The 1,442-nt window shown below is 42.5% G+C and carries 3 protein-coding genes; 1 reads left to right on the top strand and 2 read right to left on the bottom strand.

Features of this window, described 5'->3' with window-relative positions; translation table 11 throughout:
- Positions 1-129, bottom strand: a 129-nt coding sequence (locus ACYUCW_RS17985; RefSeq protein ID WP_460409174.1) for a hypothetical protein, incomplete at its 3' end; no start/stop codon positions are given.
- Between the two features lie 107 nt (positions 130-236).
- Here ACYUCW_RS17985 and metR point away from each other — a divergent pair.
- Positions 237-1,190 carry an HTH-type transcriptional regulator MetR gene (metR, locus tag ACYUCW_RS17980; RefSeq protein ID WP_004246132.1) on the top strand — a complete coding sequence of 318 codons (954 nt, stop codon included), beginning with the start codon at positions 237-239 and terminating at the stop codon, positions 1,188-1,190.
- Here metR and ACYUCW_RS17975 read toward each other — a convergent pair.
- Positions 1,105-1,442 (bottom strand): EamA family transporter (locus ACYUCW_RS17975; protein WP_460409173.1); only part of this gene is annotated, 338 nt, incomplete at its 5' end. The genes metR and ACYUCW_RS17975 overlap by 86 nt on opposite strands.

Here is a 1,442-nt window from a genome sequence, read left to right as displayed (position 1 = left end):
TAATTCTTTACCAACTGCCAGAAGTTCTGCCTGAGAAAGATCACCAGCCCAATAGCTCTCTTGTGCCTTTTTTAGCTCTCTATTTAAGCCAATACGTGGGAAACCTAATGTGTGATTGCGAATTGTCATAATAAAAAATCCTGTTTTTAGCCGTCTAGATGTTTACACATCCATAATCTACAGGTAGTGTATAAACCACAAGCGCAAATTTTTCATTCACAACCTGAAGGTTTCTCATGATAGAAATAAAACACTTAAAAACGATATTGGCACTTAAGCAAACAGGCTCTCTTGCCAATGCGGCAAATCAGTTACATCAAACACAATCCGCACTCTCTCACCAGTTTAGTGAATTAGAGCATCGTCTTGGTTATCGTATTTTTGTCCGTAAAAGCCAACCACTACGATTTACACCACAAGGCGAAGTGTTATTAAGATTAGCGCAAGAAGTCCTACCCATTGTGCGCCGAGCGATAGAAGAGTGTAATGAGCCGGGTAATGCTCATTTAAATATTGCTATTGAATGCCATAGCTGTATTCAATGGTTAACACCCGCATTACAGCAATATCGCCAAACATGGCCGGATGTGAATGTCGACTTCCATTCAGGTGTCACTTTTGATCCACAACCGGCTTTATTACAACGAGAATTAGATGTCGTACTCACTTCTGATATCTTGGATAACCAACGCCTGCACTATACCGCGTTGTTTGATTATGAAGTTAAGCTTGTGTTATCTCCTGATCACCCGCTGGCTAATCGCTTACATATTCAACCACAAGATTTGATCTCAGAAACACTGTTTATCTATCCCGTCCAAAGAGAGCGTTTTGATATTTGGCGTCATTTTTTACAGCCCGCAGGGATCACACCACATTTTAAACATGTAGATAACACCTTACTTCTTATTCAAATGGTGGCAGCAGGAATGGGTATAGCGGCATTGCCGCACTGGGCCGTAGAGAATTTTGAAAAACAAGGATTAGTGGTCACAAAGACCTTAGGAGAAGGATTATGGAGCCGGTTATATGCAGCTAACCGTACAGGTGAGCAACATCAACCGGCAATACGAGAGTTTATACGCTTAGCAGGTCAACATGCCGTTAATCATCTGCCTTTTGTAAAACAGGTTGGTGTATCCAACGCCGATGGAACCAAAGTGATGCAACAATCAGGCTCGCGCCTATGATGAAACTTGGCCAATTAGGATGCTGTTGCCAAATAGAGAAGTTGACTAATAATCCCGCTGGAACCATCATATTATTCATAATCGCAAGGGTTCCAGCATCTACCTGTGTCGCCCCATAGTTCCACATAAAATAGCCTATTCCAGAAGCGCCAATACCTAACCAAAGCAATACCCCCCACTGTAACGATGTGGTTGGCATTTTTTGCCAATCGGCAAAACATAACGAGCCGACTAACACAACCACCACCGCCC

This window comes from Proteus sp. MB838, assembly GCF_054767435.1.
The sequence above is the reverse complement of the archived record's forward strand: the minus strand, read 5'-3'. Positions and strand labels throughout refer to the sequence as shown.

Excerpts from the sequence above, each read along its gene's own strand:
- metR (WP_004246132.1), top strand. The coding sequence starts at position 237 with ATGATAGAAATAAAACACTTAAAAACGATATTGGCACTTAAGCAAACA.